Here is a 20,033-nt window from a genome sequence, read left to right on the forward strand (position 1 = left end):
GACCTAGGGGATGTCGATGTCACGGAAACTACCGAACGTCTCCGGCTGGCCGTTGCGACGCAAGCTGGCGCTGGCGCTCGCCGTACCCATGCTCTTCGCCGCCACCTTCGGCAGCCTGCGCGTCGCCAAGGAGGTGGGCAACAACGCCGACCACGCCGCGGCGGCCAGCCAGGTGACGGTGCTGCCGTCCGCCGTCGCCTACCTCGACGCCGCCGAGGACGCGTCGGTCCTCGCCCGCCGCAAGACCGCGGCCGTCGACGCCGAGCGCGACAAGGCGGTCGTCGAGGTCAACGCCGCTGCCGACGACTTCGCCGCAGCCGCCGACGCCGCCGACCTCAGCCCGACCCAGCGCGCCCAGGCGGACTCGATCCTCGACCTCAGCACGCAGCTGCGCGACGGTACGGCGTACCTCAGCGTCGGCCAGTCCGTCTCGCAGGTGCGCCAGCTCCACGCCGGTGTGACCCAGCTGATCACCGACATCGTCAACGAGCAGCTGCAGCCCGAGCCGCTCCTGCTGGTCCTCGGCCAGGCGCTGGACGGTCGCCTGTCGCTGTCGATGCAGCAGTTCCAGGTCGCGTACGACGACGGCGCGGACGCCAACCCCATCGACCTGGCCTCGGAGCTCGGGGTCGAGGCGGCTGCGATCGACCGCCTGGGGGCCGCCCTCGGCAGCACGCAGCCCCAGGTGAGCGCGATGACGCAGGGCAACGCCCGGCGCTTCGGCGAGGTCAGCGGCGGCGGCGTCGACCTGGGCGGCCACGGCGCCTACGCGCCGTACGACACGCTCACCCCGAACCTGCTGGCGGAGATCGACAGCCACCTGACCGCGGCGGCCGGGAGGGCACGACTGCTCGCGGTCGCGAGCGCCGTGGTCACCGGCGCGGCCCTCCTGGTCGCCGCCCTCCTGGCGCTCCTGGTGGCCAGGACGCTGACCCGTCCGATCCGGCGGGTGCGCGACGGCGCCCTGCAGGTGGCCCACGTCGAGCTGCCTGAGACCGTCGAGCGGATCCGCGCCGGCGAGGCGCCGGGCGAGATCACCCCGATCGACGTCGACACCGACGAGGAGATCGGGCAGGTCGCCCGCGCCTTCGACGAGATGCACCGCCAGGCGATCACGCTGGCGGCGGGCGAGGCCGAGCTGCGCACCCAGGTGGGCGACATGTTCGTCACCCTGTCGCGCCGCAACACCTCGCTGATCAACCAGCAGCTCGGCCTGATCGAGAGCCTCGAGCAGGACGAGGAGAACCCCCGGCGGCTCGACAGCCTCTTCCGGCTCGACCACCTCGCGTCCCGCATGCGTCGTACGGCGGACAGCCTGATGGTCCTCGCCGACGCCCCTGCCCTGGCCGGCGACGGCACCGCGCTCACGGTCTCCGACGTGCTGCAGGCAGCGATCGCGGGCGTGCGGGACTACCAGCGGGTGCAGTTCGTCTCGACCCCGAGCGCCCGGATCAGCGCGACCGCGGCGCCGGACGTCGTGCACCTCCTGACCGAGCTGGTCGACAACGCGCTGAGCTACTCCCCGCCCACGAGCGTCGTGCGCGTGCAGACCACCGCGTCGATCGCGGGGGTCCTCGTCGAGATCGCCGACGCCGGCCTCGGCATCCCCGACGACGAGCTCGCCCGCCTCAACGCCCAGCTCCTCTCCGGCGGCGAGGTCACCGCCGACACGGCCCGCCGGATGGGCCTGCTGGTGGTCAGCCGCCTCGCGCGCCGCCACGGCCTGCGGGTCCAGCTGGAACCCAACGCCGACGGCGGTACGACGGCCCGCGTGGTGCTCCCCGCCCAGCTCCTCCACGGCCAGCCGGAGCCGGCCGCGGCGGTGCCCGCGCCGACGCCGCTGCCCGAGCGGGTCCCCGAGCGCGTCGTGGCGACCGCCCCTGACCCGGTCGACCTCGTGGCGAGGTCGATCGAGCCGCAGACCGGGACCCCGGCAGCCGCCGGGCTCCCCCAACGCCGGGTGCTCGCCGAGTGGCTCGCCGAGCGGGTGCCCGAGCCGGAACCGGAGCCGGACCCCGTCCCGCAACCGGTCTCCGTGTCGGTGCCGGAGCCGCGACGGGAGCCGGACCCTGTCCCGGTGCCCGCCGCAGCTCCGGTGCCGGTCCCCGCTGAGGAGCACGGGTTCCTCGACGCCGACGTCCAGGTGCCGCTGCTGACCGACGCGACCCCGATCTTCCAGACGCTGCAGTCGAACTGGTTCAGCGGCGACGCCGCGCAGCCCTGGTCGACCTCCGAGATCGAGGCCGGCTGGCAGGCCGCGGACCGGGTCGCGGAGGTGCCGGTCGCCCAGCTCACCCCGGCCGGGCTGCCGATCCGCCGACCGGGTCAGCACCTGGTCCCCGGCGGGGTGACACCCGCCGACACCGCGGTCGTCCGTGACCCCGACGCGATCCGGGCCCGGTTGGCCGCGCACGCCGCCGGCGTCTCACGCGGTCGCACGGCCGTCGTACCTCCCGACCCGTCCCGGCAGGAAGCAGGCCCAGCATGAGCGAGAGCACCCTCACCACCGCCGACCTCGGGGGCGCGCCGCGCGACCTCGACTGGGTCGTCAGCCGGTTCGTCGACGAGGTGCCGTCGGCGGCGCACGCCATCCTGGTCTCGGCCGACGGGTTGCTGATGGCCGCCAGCGCGGGCATCCCGGAGGAGCGCGCCGAGCAGGTCGCGGCGGTGTCGTCCGGCGTGGCCAGCCTGGCGGTCGGTGCGGCCCGGCTCTTCGACGGCGGCGCGGTGCTGCAGACGGTGATCGAGATGCAGCACGGCTACCTGCTCCTGATGAGCGTCGGCGACGGGTCCCACCTGGCCGTGCTCACCCAGGACTCCGCCGACATCGGGCAGGTCGGCTACGAGATGGCGCTCCTGGTGGACCGGGTCGGCCGGATGGTCCAGGCCAGGGCCCGTGTCCACGAGTGAGGAGCGGGCCGCGGTCCGCGTCCGCCCGTTCACGCTGACCGCCGGCCGGACCACGCCCCAGGTCGACCTGCCCATCGAGGCGACATTGCGCCGCCTCGGGTCCGCCGACCCTGTCGACGGGCCACTCAGCCAGGTGCTCGAGGTCTGCGACCGACGGTCGGTCGCCGAGGTGTCCGCGTGGCTGGCCATGCCGATCGGCGTCGTGCGCGTCCTGGTCGCCGACCTGGTCGAGATGGGACACGTGCGGGTCCAGGCGACCCTGCAGGACGACTCGTCGCTCGACGAGCGTCGTGAGCTGATCGAGAGGACCCTCCGTGGACTACGCACGCTCTGACCCGCGGACCGCCGCGTCGACCAAGATCGTCATCGCCGGCGGCTTCGGCGTCGGCAAGACCACCCTCGTCGGGGCGGTCTCCGAGATCGTGCCGCTGCGCACCGAGGCCCTGGTGACCAACGAGTCCGAGGGCATCGACGACCTCGCCGCGGTACCGCGCAAGGCGACCACCACGGTCGCCATGGACTTCGGCCGGATCACCCTCGACGAGGACCTGGTGCTCTACCTCTTCGGTACGCCGGGCCAGCGGCGCTTCTGGTTCATGTGGGACGACCTCTGCGTCGGCGCCATCGGCGCGATCGTCGTCGTGGACACCGAGCGGCTCGACGAGGCGTTCTCCCCGCTCGACTACTTCGAGCAGAAGGGGATCCCGTTCATCGTCGCGGTCAACCAGTTCGAGGATGCCGGGGAGTACGCGCTCGACGCGATCAGCTCGGCGCTCGCCCTCTCACCCGGCGTCCCGATCATCCGCATCGACGCTCGCCGCCGCGAGTCGGTGAAGCAGGCGCTGGTCCGCGTGACGGAGTACTCCCTCGAGCAGCTCACCGGGGCCGTCCAGGTGTCGGCTCGGTAGTGGCTAGATTGGGGCCGTGAGCATCCGGATCCCCTCTCCCACCGAGCGGGTGCTGCGGATCCTGCGCCGCACGCTGCTCACCGTGGTCGGTGTCCAGCTCGCGCTCGCGATCGGGATGTCGCTCGTCGACTCCTACCGGCGCCGCGGCAAGAAGCCGAAGCCCTTCCCCATCACCCCGCCCAGGCCGGTGCCGGTCGGTGACGGCACGCTCACGCCGTACACCTACGGGCAGGACCTCTACGACGACATGCTGGCCGCGATCGACGGCGCCCAGAGACAGATCCTCTTCGAGACCTACATCTGGAAGGGCGACGAGACCGGCGAACGGTTCAAGGCGGCCCTCGCGGCGGCCGCCGACCGCGGCGTCGAGGTCTACTGCGTCTACGACGGGTTCGCCAACCTGGTCGTGTCGCCGCGGTTCAAGCGCTTCCCGGCCACGATGAAGGTGCTGCGCTACCCGATCTACCCGGCGGGCTGGAAGTTCTTCGACCTCGCCCGCTACGGCCGCGACCACCGCAAGATCCTGGTCGTCGACGACGCCGTCGGCTTCGTCGGCGGCTACAACATCGGTACGCCGTACGCCACCGAGTGGCGCGACACCCACGTCCGGATCACCGGCCCCGGCGTGTGGGACCTCAAGCGGGCGTTCGCGGACTTCTGGAACCTCAACCGGCGGCGCCGGATCGGCCACTCGGAGCGCCCGCTGCTCCTCGAGACCTCGTCGACCTGGGAGTCGCGGATCCGGTTCCACCGCAACGTGCCGCGGCTGTGGATGTTCCCCATCCGGTCGATGTACATCGAGGCGATCAACCGCGCGTCGGTCAACGTCTGGATGACGCACGCCTACTTCTGCCCCGACCAGGACTTCGTCGACGCGATGAAGCAGGCGGCGGGCCGCGGGGTCGACGTACGCCTCCTGCTGCCGCTGAAGTCCAACCACATCGTGGCCGACTGGATCTCGCGCGGCTACTTCTCCCAGCTGCTCAACGCCGGTGTCCGGGTCTTCCGCTTCAAGGACGCGATGGTGCACGCGAAGACGTCGACCATCGACGGCACCTGGTCGACGGTCGGGACGGCGAACGTCGACCGGCTCAGCCTCCAGGGCAACTACGAGATCAACGTCGAGGTCATCGACGAGGCGTTCGCCCAGGCGCTGGAGGAGATCTACCGCGCCGACGAGTCGAACTGCCTCGAGCTCACCCGGGCGGAGTGGGAGGCCCGCGACCTGCACCGGAAGTTCACCGAGATGATCCTCGCGCCGCTGCGGCCACTGCTCTAGTTGCGCGTCACCTTCGCCGGCAGGTGGGTGCGCGGCGCCATCCGGGCGCCGTGGCGCGGTCGGCGGCCGACCTGGAGGGCGAGCAGTGTGGGCACCCGGCCGCGATGGGGGCGCCACGGCTCGAGGAACTCCGCCATCTCGTCGTCGGTGTAGGGACGGCCGGCGACGGCCCAGCCGAGGTCGGCGGCCACGTGGTAGTCGCCGAAGGACACCGCGTCGGGGTCGCCGTGGGCGCGCTGGCGCACCTCGGCGGCGGTCCAGACGCCGATCCCGGGCAGTGACGTGAGCCGTCGCTCGACCTCGTCTCCGGGCAGCCCGACGGTGCGCTCGAGCGAGTCGGCCACCCGGGCGGCGTTGACGAGCGTGCGGGACCGGGCCGGGTCGACGTGCATGCGCAGCCACTCCCACGACGGCACCTGGCGGATCGTGTCGGCCGACGGCTGGACCCACAGCTTGAGGTCGCCGCCCGGGCCGGGTGCGCGCTCGCCGTAGCGGTGGACGAGCATCCGGAAGCCCGCGAACGCCTCCTGACCGGTCACCTTCTGCTCGATGATCGCCGGGGTGAGCGCCTCCATCACCAGGCCGGTGCGTCCGATGCGCAGGTGGTCGTAGCGCCGCCACGCCTGCTCGACCACCGGGTGGCGCGGCTCGAAGCCCCGGACGTCGTCGTCCGCCCCGAGCAGCGCGGGCAGGGACTCGAGCACCCACTCGGCTCCCGGCCCCCAGGCCTCGGCACGCACCACACCGTCGGCCGCGCGCGACTCGACCGCCAGGGTGACCGACCCCTGCGGCGTACGGATGCCGCGCCAGTGGCGCTCGCCGACGATCTTGTACGTCGGGTCACCACCGCCGCGCTTGTGGATCCGCAGCACGGACGACACGGAGCAGGGCCAGCCCGGTCGCCACTCCCGCACCCGTCCGTCCACGGCTCGACCCTAGCCCGGGCCTCCGACAGTGGAACACGTTCTAGTCTGCTGCCATGACGCTGCAGATCGAGGACCGCAACCGGGTCCGCACGCTCACCCTGGACCGGCCGGACGCGCTCAACGCCTTCAACGAGGCGCTCTACGACGCCACGACCGAGGCGCTGCGGGACGCGGCCGACGACCCGGCCGTCGCCGTCGTGCTGCTGACCGGCAACGGCCGCGGCTTCAGCGCGGGCACCGACCTGCTCGAGATGCACGCGCGCGTCAGCGACCCCGACTTCGTGCCCGGCAAGCACGGGTTCATGGGACTGCTGGACGCCCTGGTCGACTTCCCCAAGCCGCTGGTCTGCGCGGTCAACGGCGTCGGCCTCGGCATCGGTACGACGATCCTCGGCTTCGCCGACCTCGCCTTCATGTCGACCACGGCGCGCCTCAAGTGCCCCTTCACCAGCCTGGGTGTGGCCCCCGAGGCGGCCTCGTCGTACCTCCTCCCCCAGCTGCTCGGCCGCCAGGACGCCGCGTGGGTGCTGCTCTCGGCCGAGTGGATCGGCGCGCAGGAGGCGAAGGAGATGGGGCTGGTCTGGCGGGTCTGCGAGCCCGACGACCTGCTGCCGGAAGCGCGGCGGCACGCCGAGCTGCTCGCTGCCCGGCCGATCTCGTCGCTGATCGCGGTGAAGCGCACCATGACCGAGCCGCTCAAGGCCGGCATCGCCGCCGCACGCGAGCGCGAGAACGCCGCCTTCGCCGAGCTGATGGGCGGGCCGGCCAACATCGAGGCGCTCACGGCCTTCGCCGAGGGCCGGGAGCCCGACTTCACCTCGCTGCCGCCCGGCTGGTGAACACCCCCTGAACAGCCCATCTGGCCCATGGTGGGAGCGCGTCCATGACGACTAGCGTCGGTGCATGACCGATCTCCCCCACATCGTCCTGGTGCACGGCGCCTGGGCCGACGGCTCCTGCTGGAGCGCCGTCATCAGCCAGCTCCACGAGCGCGGGTACTCCGTCACCGCGCCCCAGTTCCCCGAGACCTCCCTCGCCGCCGACGTGGCGCGGCTCCGGCAGGTGCTCAACCGGCAGAGCGGCCCGACCATCGTCGTGGGCCACTCGTACGGCGGCCAGATCATCACCGCCCTCGGTGAGGACGCCCCGAACGTCGTCGGCCTCGTCTACATCGCGGCCTTCGGCCTCGACGAGGGTGAGTCGATCGGCGCCCTGGTCGAGGGCGGCCCGCCGAGCCCGGCGCTGGCCCACCTCGACGTCGACGCGCTCGGCTTCGCGTGGCTGCCCGAGGACGACTTCGTCGGCCACTTCGCCTCCGACGTCGACCCCGCGAAGGCCCGCGTGATGTTCGCCGTGCAGCAGGCGACGTCGCTGTCGGTCTTCGGCGACGTGATGGGCCACCCGGCGTGGAAGGACCACCCGAGCTGGTTCCTCGTCGCCACCAACGACGAGGCGATCCCGCCGGACGCCGAGCGCCAGTTCGCGGCGCGGATGGGCGCGACCACCGTCGAGGTCGAGTCGAGCCACGTGCCGATGGTGTCGCAGCCCGCGAAGGTGGTCGAGCTGATCGAGGCGGCCGCCGCCGGCGTTCAGTAACTGGCCGGAGGCTCGGTCAGCACCCGCAGGGCCAGGTCGGTGGTGGCGGGTACGCCGAGGTAGCCGACGACCCGGAGCACGCGCTCCGGGTCGAGCGGCAGCAGTCCGGGCGTGCCGGGCTCGTCGGGCGTGAGCCCGAGGTCGAGGTCGGTGCGCCCGGACATCATCGAGAGGTTGAAGTCGAACCGCTCGCGAGCGCCCTCTGCGCTGAGCCGCTTGAGCAGCGCCGAGCCCATCCGCCGCTGACCGGTCTCCTCGCACCAGGAGTCGATGGTCGCGACCAGCGTGGCCCCGTCGCAGTGGTCGATGTCGGCCCACACGGCCCGCATCGAGCCCATCAGGTCGAGCAGCATCGGCGCGGTCTTCTCGCCGATCCCGGGCACGCCGGGCAGGTTGTCGCTGGTGTCGCCGCGCAGAGCCGCGAACTCGAGGTAGTTCTCGGGCGCGACGCCGTACATCGCCCGCAGCCCCGCAGGGCCGAGCAGCGGCGACCCGTTGATCCCGCCGGTGATCAGGCGCAGCACCTGGGTGCGGTCGCTGATGTGCGCGAACGCGTCGCGGTCCGAGGTGATGAGCACGCAGCGCCAGCCCTCGCGCTCGGCCCAGGTCGCCGCCGACGCGTTGACGTCGTCGGCCTCGAGCCCGTCGGGGGTGACGGTGAGCAGGCCGAGGGCGTCGAGCAGGTCGGCGGCGCGCTCGAGCTGGTCGACGAGCTCGGGGTCCTTCGCGGCGCGACCCGCCTTGTACGCCGGGTAGGCCAGCTCACGGACCGACGTCCGCCGGTCGTCGAGGCCGAAGAGCACGGCGTCGGGCGCGAACTGGTCGATGGCCTCGAGGATCTGGCGCAGCATCCCGTGCAGCGCCCAGACGGGCCGCCCGCTCTGGTCGCGCAGGTCCGAGTCGACGCGCGCGTGGTGGTTGCGGTGGAGCAGCGACGGTGCGTCGACGGCGAGCAGGAGCCGGTCGTCGCTCACAGCAGTCCCAGGGTCGTCGCGTGGCGTCGTACGGCGTCGCTGTCGGCCGCCAGCACGAACGGCACGTCGTGCTCCCACCCGTCGGTGACCGCCTCGACGCGGCCGTCGCCGGGGTCGAGGCGGACCTCGCGGATGTAGACGGCGAGGATCCGGCCCGGGTGGTCGCGGACGATGTCGGCGTAGATCTGGGGGTCGTGCTCGCCGGAGTCGCCGATCAGCACGAACGACAGCCTCGGGTGCAGGCCGAGGATCTCCTCGATCCGCTCGTGCTTGCGGGCGCGTCCCGCGCGCGTGCCGATCAGGTCGCGGAGCAGGAGCGGGCCGAGCGGGAAGGCGCGGTGCTCGAGGAAGGCGCTCAGGAAGGAGTGGAGGTTCCAGGGGCTCGACGAGACGTAGAAGAACGGGTTCCCGGCCGCGGCGAGGTCGCGGTAGAGCTCGGGAGCACCCTCGAACGGCACCCGCGTCAGCGCCGAGCCCGCGAACGTCTGGATGAGCATCTCCGCGACCTTCTGCACGCCGGTCTCGATGATCGTGTCGTCGATGTCGGAGATGACGCCGAACGCGGCGTCCGCGGCCGGCACCCGGAGCATCGCCGGTGTCGCGTGGGGGTCGGTCAGCCCGCGGTACGGCGTGACCAGCTCGACGCTGCCGACGACCCACGGGCTCGTGACCTCGGTGGGCCTCAGCTCGACGCGGAAGTAGCCCTCGCCGTCGGTGACGGTCTCTGCCTCGGCGTCCCCCACGGTGATCCTCAGCGGGACCTTCGGCAGCTCGTCGGTCACGAACTGGCTGAGGCTCCGGCGCACCGCCGCGCCCACGCCCTCGCCGTCCTCGGCGGCCGACGGCGGCGGGTTGTCGAGCACCCGCCCGCGCACCACGACGCCCGCGGCGCCACCGTGCCCGCCGTACGACTCGATCCGGAAGTGCTCCGGCACCTTGCGCGCCTTGCGACCGCGCCGGACGCCGTCCCACAGCTTCTCGGCGCCGACCAGGAGGTCCTGCTTCCGTCCCACGCCGCCAACCTACTGATGTCGGCAGCATCGTCTTGAATGGACCCGTGCTCCTCGCCGACGTCGTCACCACCTCCGGGACCGTCGCGGCCACCCGGTCCCGCAAGGCCAAGGTCGCGGCGATCGCCGCGCTGCTCGCCGACGCCTCACCCGACGAGCTCGAGACGGTGACGGCCTACGTCGGCGGCGCGCTGCGCCAGCGACGCACCGGTCTCGGGTGGCGTGGCGTCGGCTCGCTGCCGTCGCCGGCCGACGCGCCGACGTTGACCGTCACCGAGGTCCACGAGGCCTTCGAGCAGATCGCCGCCCTGTCCGGCGCCGGGTCCCAGGGCGCACGGGCGTCGGCGGTCGCCGACCTCTTCGGCCGCGCGACGGCTGCCGAGCAGGAGTGGCTGCGCGCGGTCGTCACCGGCGCGGTCCGGCAGGGCGCGCTCGACTCGCTCGTGCAGGAGGGGCTCGCCGTCGCTGCCGAGGTGCCGCTCGCCGCCGTACGCCGCGCCGCGATGCTCGCTGGTTCGACGGTGGCGGTCGCGGCTGCGGCGTTCTCGGGAGAGGACGCGTTGGACTCCTTCTCGCTCGAGGTCGGTCGGCCGGTGCTGCCGATGCTCGCCTCCAGCGCACCTGACATCGAGGCCGCTCTCGTGAAGGCCGGCGCAGGCGCCGAGGTCGCGGTCGACGTCAAGCTCGACGGCATCCGGATCCAGGTGCACCGGTCCGGCGACTCGGTGCTGGTCGTCACCCGCTCGCTGGAGGACATCACCGCGCGGCTGCCCGAGGTCGTCGAGGTCGCGCTCGCGCTGCCGGCCACGTCGTTCGTGCTCGACGGCGAGGCGCTGGCGCTCGACGACGCCGGACGCCCGCGGCCCTTCCAGGAAACGGCGTCGCGCACCGCCATGGCCGAGGGAGTCCGCGTCACGCCGTACTTCTTCGACGTGCTGGCGCTCGACGGCCAGGACCTGCTCGACTCGCCCGCCTCCTCGCGCGCGGCTGCGCTCGAGCGGCTGGTCCCGGCCGACCACCGGGTCCCGCGGCTCGTGACGGCCGACCCTGCTGCCGCTCGGGCCTTCCTCGACGAGACCCTCGGCTCCGGCCACGAGGGCGTGGTGGTCAAGGCCCTCGACGCGCCGTACGACGCCGGCCGGCGGGGCTCCTCCTGGGTCAAGGTCAAACCGGTCCACACCCTCGACCTGGTCGTGCTCGCCGTCGAGTGGGGCTCGGGTCGCCGCGAGGGCTGGCTCTCCAACATCCACCTGGGCGCCCGCAACTCGGAGGGCGGGTTCGTCATGCTGGGCAAGACGTTCAAGGGCATGACCGACGAGATGCTGGCCTGGCAGACCGAGCGCTTCCAGGAGCTGGAGACCTCGCGGTCGTCGTACGTCGTGCACGTCGAGCCGATCCAGGTCGTCGAGATCGCCTTCGACGGCGTGCAGCGCTCGACCCGCTACCCGGGCGGCGTCGCGCTCCGCTTCGCGCGGGTGGTCCGCTACCGCGACGACAAGACCGCTGCCGAGGCCGACACGATCGAGACGGTTCAGTCGTTCCTGGGCTGAGGCCCGTCCCCGACCTGGATCGCAGGACTCGTCACAGTTGTGCAACTCCGAGTTGCACGAGCCCTACGATGTCGACATGACGACCCAGCCGGAGACAGACGGCCGCCGGACCGCGGCTGCCGCTCGGCGCCGCGCGCGCGAGCGGGACATCATCGCGGCGACCCGGGCGCTCTTCGACCAGCGCGGCGTGCGCGACGCGCAGATCGAGGACATCGCGAAGGCGGTCGGCATCAACCGCGCGATCGTCTACCGGCACTTCACCGGCAAGGAGGAGCTGTTCGCCCTCACCCTGGTGAGCTACCTCGACGAGCTCTGCGAGCAGCTGGCCGAGGCTGCCGCCTCGAAGAAGAAGCCCGCCGCCCGGTTGTCCGCTCTCGTCGGTGCGTTCGTCGACTACGGCGTCAGCCACCCCGCCTTCGTCGACTGCGCGCAGACCCTGATGCGGCGTACCGGACCCGAGCTCCTCGACGAGATGTCGGAGAGCGCGCTCTTCCGGCTCGGCCGCGGCATCTCGTCGTGCCTGGCACTGCTGACCGCGGTCCTCGAGGACGGCGTCGCCTCCGGGGCGTTCACGATCGACGACCCGGTGCTGCTCGCCAACACGCTCTACGCGAGCGGCCTCGGGGCCCTCCAGCTCGCCCGCGTCGGCATCCTGGTCAAGGAGGCCGCACCCGGCATCCCGACCGTCGGCACCATCTCGCCGGAGCAGGTCCGCGAGTTCATGGTGCACACCGCGCTGTCGCTCGCGACCCGGTGATCCAGGACGTCATACGGTCGGAGCAAGGGGACGCACCGTTCGTATGACGTCCCGGCGAGATCAGCGCTCCAGGATCGCCACGACGCCCTGACCCCCGGCGGCGCAGATCGAGATCAGCGCGCGGCCGGAGCCCTTCTCCGCGAGCAGCTTCGCGGCGACGTTGAGGATCCGGCCACCGGTCGCGGCGAACGGGTGGCCCGCGGCGAGCGAGGAGCCGTTGACGTTCAGCTTCGTCCGATCGATCGAGCCCAGCGGCGCGTCGAGGCCGAGCCGCTCCTTGCAGAAGACCGGGTCCTCCCACGCCTTGAGCGTCGAGAGCACCTGCGAGGCGAACGCCTCGTGGATCTCGTAGAAGTCGAAGTCCTGCAGGGTCAGGCCGTTGCGCGCCAGCATCCGCGGCACGGCGTACGCCGGAGCCATGAGCAGCCCCTCGCCACCGTGCACGTAGTCGACCGCGGCGGTCTCGTAGTCGGCGAGGTAGGCGAGCACCGGGTGGCCGTGCTCCTCGGCCCACTCGTCGGAGGCGAGCAGGACGACCGATGCGCCGTCGGTCAGCGGGGTCGAGTTGCCGGCCGTCATCGTGGCCGCCTCGCCGCGGCCGAAGACCGGCTTGAGCGTGGCGAGCTTCTCGACGGTCGAGTCGGGACGGAGGTTCTGGTCGCGCGTCACCCCGCGGAACGGCGTCAGCTGGTCGTCGAGGAAGCCCGCGTCGTACGCCGCCGCCAGGTGCTGGTGCGACGCTGCGGTGAGCTCGTCCTGCTCCTCGCGGCTGACCTGCCACTCGAGCGCGGTGAGCGCGGCGTGCTCCCCCATCGAGAGGCCGGTGCGCGGCTCGCCGTTCTGCGGGATCTCGAGCCCGATGTCGCCGGGCCGGATCGCACCGAGGGCCTTTGCCTTGCCGACCGTGTCGCGCGCGGCGTTGACCTTCATCAGCTTCTTGCGCAGCTTGTCGCCGATCGCGACCGGGGCGTCCGAGGTGGTGTCCGTGCCGCCGGCCACGCCGACGTCGTACTTGCCGAGCGCGATCTTGTTCGCGACCTCGATCGCCGCCTGCAGGCCGGTGCCGCAGGCCTGCTGGATGTCGATCGCGGGCGTCTCGGGCGACAGCTTCGAGCCGAGCACCGACTCCCGCGTGAGGTTGAAGTCGCGCGAGTGCTTGAGCACCGCGCCGGCCACGACCTCGCCGAGGCGCTCGCCCTCGAGGCCGAACCGCTCGACCAGTCCGTCGATCGCGGCGGTGAGCATGTCCTGGTTGGAGACGTCGCTGTAGACGGTGTTCGAGCGGGCGAACGGGATCCGGTTGCCGCCCACGATGCCGACGGGACGCGTGCTGCCTGTGGTGACCATGCACTCATCCTTGCCCGCACATCGGGCACAGAGAAGGCTATGAGGGGCACGTCACGAAAAGTGGACATCGAGTTACACAGGGAGTTGCATCGTCACCATGACTGATCTCTACCAGGGCTTCGCGTCGTCCTCGATCGGCGGCCTGATCACCAAGAACCTCGGCCTGCCGGCACCCACCAAGCTGGAGCGGTACGTCGAGGGCGCGCCGCTCGTCGACGGCACCGTGGCCGTCGGCGGACGCGGCCGGCTGGCCGAGTCGCTGGTCGGGATCCTCGACACCCTCGGCATCGCGGCTGTCGGCGAGACCGACGCGGACTCGACGTACCGCGGCCTCGTCTTCGACGCGACCGGGCTGACCAGCTCCGACCAGCTGGTCGCGCTCCGCGACTTCTTCACCCCGCTCCTGCGCAGCCTCGACCGCTGCCCCCGCGTGGTCGTGCTCGGCACGCCGCCCGAGCAGGTGACGGGCAGCGAGCGGGTCGCCCAGCGCGCGCTCGAGGGCTTCACCCGCAGCCTCGGCAAGGAGATCGGCCGCGGCGGCGCCGTCCAGCTCGTGTACGTCGCCGACGGGGCCGAGGGCGCGGTCGCGAGCACGCTCGCGTTCCTGCTCTCCCCCAAGTCGGCCTACGTCTCCGGGCAGGTCGTGCGGATCGGCGCCCACGGCGCCGCCAAGCCCGGCCCGGTCACCGACTGGACCCGACCGCTCGAGGGCAAGGTCGCGCTGGTGACCGGCGCCAGCCGCGGCATCGGCGAGCAGATCGCGCGGGTCTTGCACCGCGACGGCGCGACCGTCGTCGGCGTCGACGTGCCCCAGGCGGCCAGCGAGCTGCAGGGCGTGATGAAGGAGCTCGACGGCGACCACCTCGTCCTCGACATCACCGCGAAGGACGCGCCCCAGCGGATCGCCCACCACCTGTCGACCAAGCACGGCGGCGTCGACGTCGTCGTCCACAACGCCGGCATCACCCGCGACAGGAAGCTCGCCAACATGGCTCCCTCGGACAGCGGTGACCGCTGGGAGTCCGTGATCGCCGTCAACCTGACCGCGCCCGAGCGGATCACCCGCGAGCTGCTCGACCAGGGCGTCGTCAACAAGGGCGGCTCGATCATCGGCGTGGCCTCGATCGCGGGCATCGCCGGCAACGTCGGGCAGACCAACTACGCCGCGTCCAAGGCCGGCGTCATCGGCCTGGTCGACTCGCTCGCCGACGAGCTGAAGGACGGGATCACCATCAACGCCGTCGCACCCGGCTTCATCATCACCCAGATGACCGCGGCGGTGCCGTTCGCGACCCGCGAGGTCGGCCAGCGGCTCAACGCGATGGCGCAGGGTGGGCTGCCGGTCGACGTCGCCGAGACGATCGCGTGGTACGCCAACCCCGCCTCCACCGCCGTCAACGGCAACGTGGTCCGCGTCTGCGGCCAGATGATGCTGGGGGCGTGATGATCCCGCTGCTGGTCAAGGCCGCGCTGCCCAAGCTCCGCGCGGGAAGCGAGCTCCCCGAGCTCTCCCTCGAGCGCCACGACGTCCCGATCGACGTCGAGCACGCCGCGGCGTACGCCGCCCTCTGCGGCTTCCCGCGCAAGGATGTGCTGCCGCTGCCCTACCCGCACCTGCTCGCCTTCGAGCTGCACATGCGGATCATGACCGACGGGTCGTTCCCGTTCCCGGCGATCGGCACGGTGCACCTGGAGAACTCCATCACCCAGCACCGACCGATCGCGGTGACCGAGAAGCTCCAGGTGACAGCACGCCCCGACAACCTGCGGCCGCACGCCAAGGGCCGGGTCTTCGACCTGCTCACCACCGTCCACTCGCGCGGCGAGCTGGTGTGGGAGGAGACCTCGACGTTCCTGCGCCGGGGTGAGGGCGACGCCGTTGCCGCAGCGAGCCCGTCCTTCCCCGAGGCGCCCCCGACCGGCACGACGTGGAAGCTGCCGGGCGACCTGGGACGCACGTACGCCGGCATCTCCGGCGACCACAACCCGATCCACCTCTACGGCCTGACCGCCAAAGCGTTCGGCTTCCCGCGCCAGATCGCGCACGGCATGTGGTCGATGGCCCGCTGCGTCGGCGCCCTCGAGAACCGGCTGCCCGACCACGTGCGCGTCGACGTCGCGTTCAAGAAGCCGATCCTGCTCCCGGGCACGGTCGCCTTCGGCTCACGCCACCTCGACGACGGCTACGCCTTCTCGCTCACCAACCCGAGGTCGGGCGCACCGCACCTCGCCGGCACGGCGCGCTAGTCCCACCTGGTCGCCACCACCGCCTGGTGGTCCGAGGCGGTCACCAGCCGGCGTACGTCGTGGGCCGGACCGGGCCCGTGGACGTCGTCGATCTTGCGCCGCCCGTCGCCAAGGGTCCCCGGCTCGTCCTCGCGCCCCTCCCACGCCGACGTCAGCGTCGGCAGTCGCAAGCCGTCGAAGTTGGAGTCGCCCACGGCGTAGACCACGTGGCCGGCCCGGTGGTGCTCGACGACGAGATCGGCAAGGCTCCTGACCTCCCTCGCGTGGCGCGCGGTGAGCCGCGGGCGGTCCGGTCGGTAGCTCCCGCGCACCTGGACCCCGGCGGTGAGGTGGTAGCTCAGCACCGCGACCGTGCGGTCGACCACACGGTCGCGGAAGACGCCGACACCGATGAACCGCGGCGGCTCGATCCCCAGCAGCTGTCCGGGCCGTTCGCAGCGCGCCGGCCCGACGGTGAGGACCGCGCGCGCGGAGAGCAGGTCGAACCGATCGGCGCGTGCGCCGACGACGTTGCCGTCGGCGAGCGTGGCCACCCAGTGGTACGACGGGCCACCGGAAGCCTGCGAGCCAGGGACCGGCACCGATGGAAGCCCGACACCCGGCGCCAACCGCACCTCGCCCCGCGCCCGCAGGGCGGCGACCCGGGTCGGGTACCACTCCTGAAGTCCCACCAGGTCAGGTCCCTCGGCCAGGACCTGGTCGAGGGCTCGGACGGCGGTCCCGACCGGGAGCCGGTAGAGGATGTTCGCGCTGGCGACGACGGTCCGCAGGGTCGCGCCCTGGTCAGCGGCCGCTGAGGGCGTCGAGAGCCGCCATGTCGTCGTCGGTCAGGGTGAACCCGGCGACGTCGGCGTTCGAGCGGATGCGGTCGGCGTGGACCGACTTCGGGATCACGATCACCTCGTGCTGCACGTGCCAGCGGATGATCACCTGGGCCGCCGTGCGCCCGGTCCGCTCCGCGATCTCCAGGACGGCCGGATGCTCGAGGGTGCCGCCACGAAGTGCGCTGTAGCCCTCGAGCGCGACCCCGCGGGCGCGATGCTGGGCCAGCGTGTCGGCGTCGAACAGCAACGGGCTCCACTCGATCTGGTTGACCGCGGGCGCCACCCCGGTGGCCTCGGTGATCTCGTCGACCAGTGACGCGTCGAAGTTGCTCACGCCGATCTCCCGGGCGAGTCCCGCATCGCGCGCCTCGATGAACGCGCGCCACAGATCCACGTCGACCGACCCGCCGGCGGGCCAGTGGATGAGCCAGAGATCCACGCGGTCGGTCTGCAGCAGTTCCAGGCTCTCGCGGAGGGTGTCGAGCTCCCGTCCGGCGCGGTTCGGCGGGCACTTGGTGGTGAGGAACACGTCATCGCGCGCCACCCCACTGTCGGCCAACGCCCGGCCGACCTCGCCCTCGTTGCCGTACACCGTCGCCGTGTCGAGATGGCGGTAGCCGGCCGCCAGCGCGGCCGAGGTCGCGTCGACCGCGTCCTGACCCTTGATCTGCCAGGTGCCGAAGCCGAGGAGCGGGATCCGGGCGCCCTCGGCGAGCGTGATGGCGTCATCGGGGAGGTGGGGGGCGTTGTCCGTCATGTCGCCGATGCAACCACCTCGGTCAAGCGCCCTCGACCTGGGGCCCTGTGAGCTCGAGCCCCAGGCAGCGGGCCAGGTCGGCGAGCTCGGCGTCGACGGCCTCGGTGACGTCCGCCGCGAACGGCTCGTCCTCGTGGACGGCATTGACGACCAGCGCACCCTCCGTGCGGTCGGCCGTGAGGTCGGCCTTCCCGACCAGCCGGTCGCCGTGGAGGACCGGGAGTGCGAAGTAGCCCCACCGTCGCTTGGCCGCCGGCTTGTACATCTCCAGCTGGTAGTCGAACTCGAAGAGGTCGGTCATCCGCTTGCGGTCGATCACCAGCCGGTCGAGCGGAGAGATCAGCGCGGTGCGCCCGGTGAACGGCTGGCCCAGCTGCTCGGGGTCGACGCGCCACTCCCCCTTCACGCCGTCGATGACGGCGTGATCGCCGATCGCGGCGTGCACCGGCTCCTCGGCGAGGTCCTCACCGGTGGGGCGGACGATGCCGAGGCTGCGCAGCCGGCGCTGCTCGCGGATCGCCCAGGCCTCCTCGGCCGGCACTCGGCCCTCGTCCGGGTCGTCGTCGGGGTAGATCCGGTCGGCGAGGTCCCACAGCTTGTGGCGACCTGCACGGCCCACCGCGGCGATCTCGCCGCGCTGCTCCATCAGGTCGAGCAGCCGCTGGACGTTGCGGTTGTTGTTCCACCCCGACGACCGCCACGGCACCTCGCAGGTGTCGGGCAGGTCGGCCGCCGTGAGCGGCCCGTCCTGGCGGAGCCGGTCGAGCAGGTCCCGACGGCAGGCGTCGTTGGCGTGCACCCAGCCCGCGACGTCCTCCTGCCAGTCGCGCAGCAGCGGCCACGGCCAGCGCGCCATCGCGTCGCGGAAGAGCCGGACGTCCTCGACCGGCCTGAGGAACCCGCACAGGTCGACGATCCGCCCTTCCTCGAGCGGCGCCTCCACGTCACCGAGCGCGTACGACGCACCCAGGCGGCTCCAGAGCACCAGGTCGGCGCTCGGCGCGACGTGCGCGGTCTGGTCGTGCTGGATGGCGGTCAGGTGACGGACGACGGCGAGCAGGTCCGTCGGGCACGGCTCGGCGAGCAGCTGCGCGCGCACCGCGATCCGGCGCGCGTCGGTGCGGGACAGCTCGAGCACTGCGACGAGGCGGGGTCAGCGCGGCACGAGGGCGACCACCGGGATGACCCGGTCGGTCTTCTCCTCGTACTCCTTGAAGCCGGGGTAGAGCGCGGCCTGCTCGGCGTACTTCTCGTCACGCTCGGCCCGCGGGAGCTCCTCCGCACGGACGTCGACGGTGTCGTCGCCGACCTCGATCGAGGCGTCCGGGTTGACCTTGAGATTGTGGTACCAGTCCGGGTTGTCGGGCGCACCGGCCTTGGAGGCGAACACGAGGTAGCGGTCACCGTCGCGGAGGTACATCATCGGGCTGACCCGCTCCTGGCCGCTCTTCGCTCCGGTCGAGTGGAGCAGGAGCAGCGGCGCACCCTCGAAGTTGCCGCCGACCTTCCCGTGGTTGGCGCGGAACTCCTCGATGATGCGGGTGTTGTAATCGCTCACGTCCCCATCATGCCCGCGCACGGCCGGTCAGCGCGATGGTCGCCGCGCCGAGCAGCGTCAACGCGCTGGCGAGCAGCACGGCGACGTTCCACCCGTCGACCAGCGAGTCACCGGCGTGCGTCGCGACCACGACGAAGAGCGTGATCCCGCAGGCGGCGCCGAGGTAGCGCGCGGTGTTGTTGGCACCCGACCCCATCGCCGCGCGGTCCGGCGGCACGCTCGCGACCGCCTCGCGTCCGAGCAGCGCGTTGAGCACGCCGGTGGCGAGCCCGGCGACGATCATGGGTACGGCGAGCCGCCACGGGCTGGAGGTCGTGTCGAGGCCGTAGCCGAGGAGCTGTCCGGCGGCGACGACCACGAGCAGGAGCGCGATCGGGCGCGGTCCCTCGAGAGATCGGCGCAGGTGCCGGACGAGGTACGACGTCACGACGCTGGTGCCCGACCACGCCACCACCAGCAGGCTGGCGACCCACAGGCTGCTGCCGAGCCCGAGCTGGGCCACCGTCGGCACGAACGACGCCATGCCGATCATCCCGGCCCCGAGCGCCAGCGAGCCGAGGGTGGCCGCGCGGAAACGGGGTCCGCGCAGGAGGTCGGGCTCGACGAGCGGCTGCGGCACCCGCCGCTCGACAGCGCCGAAGCCGATGGCGGCGACCACGGCGAGGACGGCCAGGACCACCGTCGGCGCGTCGACGCCGTTGCGGCCCTGGGTGAGCGCGGAGACGAGCAGGGTCATCGCGGCGATCAGCAGGACCAGGCCGGGCACGTCGATGCGACGCGGGTCCACGGCCGAGGACTCGGTGATCAGCCTGCGGCTGGGCCACAGCAGGAGGAGCGCCAGCAGGCCCACCGCGACGTACGTCGCCCGCCACCCCGACCAGGTGTCGAGCGCCGGCGGGATGAGCGCACCGACGGTGATCCCGAGACCGACACTGGCGCCCCAGATCGACGTGGCGTGCACGCGGGCGGGCCCGGGAGCGAAGTCGTGGGCGAGGACCGCCAGACCGCACGCGAGGACCGCCGCTCCCCCGACCCCCTCGGCGGTGCGGGCCGCGATGAGGAGCAGCGGCTCCTGCGCGACCGCGCAGACCAGGGCACCGAGACCGAGGGTGGCCAGGCCGGCGGCGTACACCCGGCGGCGCCCGTAGGCGTCACCGAGCACCCCGGAGGCCAGCAGCGCGGCCGCGAGACCGACCGACATCGAGCTGAGGATCCAGGCCCGGGCGACCGGGCCGGCGCCCAGGTCGGCGGCGGTCGCGGGGATCGTCGCCATCGGGGTCACGTAGGTGACCAGGACCAGCGCGGTCCCGAGCGCGACGGGCAGGAGCGATCGGGTCTCGACCCGACCATTCGCAGAGGGTTTGACTTCCAAACTCACTCGCGGGACGCT

20 protein-coding genes are annotated in these 20,033 nt (G+C 72.4%); 11 read left to right on the forward strand and 9 right to left on the reverse strand.

Features of this window, described 5'->3' with window-relative positions:
* Window positions 1–16 precede the first annotated feature (16 nt).
* The 5 genes from ABLE68_RS20250 to ABLE68_RS20270 are packed head-to-tail and all read left to right on the forward strand — an operon-like array spanning window position 17 to window position 5,097.
* Complete coding sequence (locus ABLE68_RS20250; RefSeq protein WP_348873782.1) at window positions 17–2,488, forward strand: sensor histidine kinase; 2,472 nt, start codon at window positions 17–19, stop codon at window positions 2,486–2,488.
* Window positions 2,485–2,910 carry a roadblock/LC7 domain-containing protein gene (locus ABLE68_RS20255; protein WP_348873783.1) on the forward strand — a complete coding sequence of 142 codons (426 nt, stop codon included), beginning with the start codon at window positions 2,485–2,487 and terminating at the stop codon, window positions 2,908–2,910. The genes ABLE68_RS20250 and ABLE68_RS20255 overlap by 4 nt, the downstream gene beginning before the upstream one ends.
* On the forward strand, window positions 2,897–3,244 hold the full coding sequence (locus ABLE68_RS20260) for a DUF742 domain-containing protein (RefSeq protein ID WP_348873784.1): 348 nt from the start codon (window positions 2,897–2,899) through the stop codon (window positions 3,242–3,244). The genes ABLE68_RS20255 and ABLE68_RS20260 overlap by 14 nt, the downstream gene beginning before the upstream one ends.
* A complete protein-coding gene (locus ABLE68_RS20265; RefSeq protein WP_348873786.1) occupies window positions 3,225–3,818 on the forward strand; it encodes a GTP-binding protein in 594 nt (197 codons plus the stop codon). Before ABLE68_RS20260 ends, ABLE68_RS20265 begins: the two co-directional genes overlap by 20 nt.
* A 16-nt stretch (window positions 3,819–3,834) precedes the next feature.
* A complete protein-coding gene (locus ABLE68_RS20270) occupies window positions 3,835–5,097 on the forward strand; it encodes a phospholipase D-like domain-containing protein (RefSeq protein ID WP_348873788.1) in 1,263 nt (420 codons plus the stop codon).
* On the opposite strand, the gene ABLE68_RS20275 is transcribed toward ABLE68_RS20270, so the two are convergent.
* Window positions 5,094–6,023: a DNA-3-methyladenine glycosylase family protein gene (locus ABLE68_RS20275; protein ID WP_348873790.1), complete on the reverse strand. Its 930-nt coding sequence runs from the start codon at window positions 6,021–6,023 to the stop codon at window positions 5,094–5,096. The two genes, ABLE68_RS20270 and ABLE68_RS20275, sit on opposite strands and share 4 nt — an antisense overlap.
* Before the next feature lie 53 nt (window positions 6,024–6,076).
* Between ABLE68_RS20275 and ABLE68_RS20280 the strand changes: the two genes are divergently transcribed.
* Window positions 6,077–6,862, forward strand: coding sequence for an enoyl-CoA hydratase/isomerase family protein (locus ABLE68_RS20280; protein ID WP_348873792.1), 786 nt, complete (start codon window positions 6,077–6,079; stop codon window positions 6,860–6,862).
* 64 nt (window positions 6,863–6,926) lie between these two features.
* Window positions 6,927–7,619 carry an alpha/beta fold hydrolase gene (locus ABLE68_RS20285; RefSeq protein WP_348873793.1) on the forward strand — a complete coding sequence of 231 codons (693 nt, stop codon included), beginning with the start codon at window positions 6,927–6,929 and terminating at the stop codon, window positions 7,617–7,619.
* Here the strand turns inward: ABLE68_RS20285 and ABLE68_RS20290 are convergent.
* Both ABLE68_RS20290 and ABLE68_RS20295 read right to left on the reverse strand, forming a co-directional pair.
* Window positions 7,613–8,593 carry a 5'-3' exonuclease gene (locus tag ABLE68_RS20290; protein ID WP_348873795.1) on the reverse strand — a complete coding sequence of 327 codons (981 nt, stop codon included), beginning with the start codon at window positions 8,591–8,593 and terminating at the stop codon, window positions 7,613–7,615. The genes ABLE68_RS20285 and ABLE68_RS20290 overlap by 7 nt on opposite strands.
* Window positions 8,590–9,606: an App1 family protein phosphatidate phosphatase gene (locus ABLE68_RS20295; RefSeq protein WP_348873797.1), complete on the reverse strand. Its 1,017-nt coding sequence runs from the start codon at window positions 9,604–9,606 to the stop codon at window positions 8,590–8,592. Before ABLE68_RS20295 ends, ABLE68_RS20290 begins: the two co-directional genes overlap by 4 nt.
* Window positions 9,607–9,650: 44 nt before the next feature.
* Here ABLE68_RS20295 and ABLE68_RS20300 point away from each other — a divergent pair, with 44 nt between their 5' ends.
* Window positions 9,651–11,153: an ATP-dependent DNA ligase gene (locus ABLE68_RS20300; protein WP_348873798.1), complete on the forward strand. Its 1,503-nt coding sequence runs from the start codon at window positions 9,651–9,653 to the stop codon at window positions 11,151–11,153.
* A 76-nt stretch (window positions 11,154–11,229) separates the two neighbouring features.
* Window positions 11,230–11,910, forward strand: a complete 681-nt coding sequence (locus tag ABLE68_RS20305; RefSeq protein WP_348873800.1) for a TetR/AcrR family transcriptional regulator — start codon at window positions 11,230–11,232, stop codon at window positions 11,908–11,910.
* 60 nt (window positions 11,911–11,970) lie between these two features.
* Here ABLE68_RS20305 and ABLE68_RS20310 read toward each other — a convergent pair whose 3' ends face one another.
* Window positions 11,971–13,257, reverse strand: a complete 1,287-nt coding sequence (locus ABLE68_RS20310; RefSeq protein WP_348873802.1) for an acetyl-CoA C-acetyltransferase — start codon at window positions 13,255–13,257, stop codon at window positions 11,971–11,973.
* A gap of 97 nt (window positions 13,258–13,354) precedes the next feature.
* Here ABLE68_RS20310 and ABLE68_RS20315 point away from each other — a divergent pair, with 97 nt between their 5' ends.
* Together ABLE68_RS20315 and ABLE68_RS20320 are read left to right on the forward strand one after the other, a co-directional pair.
* Window positions 13,355–14,701, forward strand: a complete 1,347-nt coding sequence (locus ABLE68_RS20315; protein WP_348873804.1) for a 3-oxoacyl-ACP reductase — start codon at window positions 13,355–13,357, stop codon at window positions 14,699–14,701.
* On the forward strand, window positions 14,701–15,504 hold the full coding sequence (locus ABLE68_RS20320; RefSeq protein WP_348874389.1) for a MaoC/PaaZ C-terminal domain-containing protein: 804 nt from the start codon (window positions 14,701–14,703) through the stop codon (window positions 15,502–15,504). The genes ABLE68_RS20315 and ABLE68_RS20320 overlap by 1 nt, the downstream gene beginning before the upstream one ends.
* On the opposite strand, the gene ABLE68_RS20325 is transcribed toward ABLE68_RS20320, so the two are convergent.
* The 5 genes from ABLE68_RS20325 to ABLE68_RS20345 form a co-directional block, all read right to left on the reverse strand.
* Entirely contained in the window at window positions 15,501–16,175 is a 675-nt protein-coding gene (locus ABLE68_RS20325) for a hypothetical protein (protein ID WP_348873805.1), read from the reverse strand. The genes ABLE68_RS20320 and ABLE68_RS20325 overlap by 4 nt on opposite strands.
* A 112-nt stretch (window positions 16,176–16,287) precedes the next feature.
* Window positions 16,288–17,085: an aldo/keto reductase gene (locus ABLE68_RS20330; protein ID WP_348873807.1), complete on the reverse strand. Its 798-nt coding sequence runs from the start codon at window positions 17,083–17,085 to the stop codon at window positions 16,288–16,290.
* A 22-nt stretch (window positions 17,086–17,107) separates the two neighbouring features.
* On the reverse strand, window positions 17,108–18,223 hold the full coding sequence (locus ABLE68_RS20335; RefSeq protein WP_348873808.1) for a DNA glycosylase AlkZ-like family protein: 1,116 nt from the start codon (window positions 18,221–18,223) through the stop codon (window positions 17,108–17,110).
* 15 nt (window positions 18,224–18,238) lie between these two features.
* Window positions 18,239–18,643, reverse strand: coding sequence for a nitroreductase family deazaflavin-dependent oxidoreductase (locus tag ABLE68_RS20340; RefSeq protein ID WP_348873810.1), 405 nt, complete (start codon window positions 18,641–18,643; stop codon window positions 18,239–18,241).
* 7 nt (window positions 18,644–18,650) lie between these two features.
* Complete coding sequence (locus tag ABLE68_RS20345; RefSeq protein ID WP_348873811.1) at window positions 18,651–20,021, reverse strand: MFS transporter; 1,371 nt, start codon at window positions 20,019–20,021, stop codon at window positions 18,651–18,653.
* Window positions 20,022–20,033: the final 12 nt, after the last annotated feature.

The sequence above is a fragment of the Nocardioides pollutisoli genome (genome assembly GCF_040045055.1).
Taxonomy (GTDB): domain Bacteria; phylum Actinomycetota; class Actinomycetes; order Propionibacteriales; family Nocardioidaceae; genus Nocardioides; species Nocardioides tweenelious.